The organism is Gordonia desulfuricans NBRC 100010 (genome assembly GCF_001485495.1).
Taxonomy (GTDB): Bacteria; Actinomycetota; Actinomycetes; order Mycobacteriales; family Mycobacteriaceae; genus Gordonia; species Gordonia desulfuricans.
Window position 1 is genome coordinate 1 of sequence record NZ_BCNF01000231.1, and the last position, 1,073, is coordinate 1,073.

Below are 1,073 nucleotides of genomic sequence, written 5' to 3' on the forward strand. Positions count from 1 at the left end.
GCATGGCGAATTCTCCGGCCCCAGCATTGATCCTTCGGGATGGTGATCGGGATGTGTTGTTGTCGTGGACGCGTGCCACGACGATCTCTTCGGGCCTGGCGTTGCGTGCCCGGATCGTGTTGCTGGCCGCTGACGGGCTCGCGAACGCACGGATCGCGGACGCAACCGCAACGACCACGACAACGGTATGGAAGTGGCGTAAACGCTATATCCAGCAAGGCATATGCGGTCTCGACGATGCCCCTCGGACCGGGCGACCCCGACATGTCGATCCCGAACGGATCATCACCACAACACTGAAGCCACCACCGAAGAAGTACGGGGTCACCCACTGGTCCTCACGGTTGCTGGCCGAGCACCTCGGTATCGGTAACGCCACGGTGGCCCGGGCATGGCGGGCCTACGGGGTACAACCCTGGCGAACCGAGACATTCAAGTTCTCCACCGACCCGGAGTTGGTAGCCAAGGTCACCGACGTGGTCGGGGGAGTATCTGGCCCCACCAGACAATGCGATCGTGCTGTGTGTGGACGAGAAAAGCCAGATCCAAGCGTTGGACCGGACCGCCCCCATGCTGCCGGTCCGGCCCGGTGATGTGGAACGACGTACCCATGACTACAAGCGTCACGGGACGACGACGTTGTTCGCCGCGTTGGAGATCGCGACCGGACAAGTCACCGCAGCAGTCAAGCCGAAACACCGGCGCCAGGAGTTCCTGTCGTTCCTCCGGCAGATCGACCGCGCCTACCCTGACCAGGAACTGCACGTGGTCATGGACAACTACGCCACCCACAAGACCCCCGAAGTACGGGCCTGGCTACAGGCGCACCCGAGGTTCCACACCCACTTCACCCCGACTTCGGGTTCCTGGCTCAACCTGATCGAGGTGTGGTTCGCGATCATCGACCGACAAGCGATCCGCCGCGGCATCTTCACCAGCGTCACCGACCTCAACGCCAAGATCCGGCAATTCATCACCGGCTGGAACAATCGGAAACACCCATTCGTCTGGACCAAGACCGCCGATGAAATCCTGAAAAAGGCCAACCGTCAAACAATTTCAGAAACGAACCA

1 pseudogene is annotated in these 1,073 nt (G+C 61.3%); it reads left to right on the forward strand.

What is annotated here, in order from left to right:
- Positions 1-2: 2 nt before the first annotated feature.
- A pseudogene (locus GD1_RS24560) lies at positions 3-1,073 on the forward strand (IS630 family transposase); the annotation flags it as partial.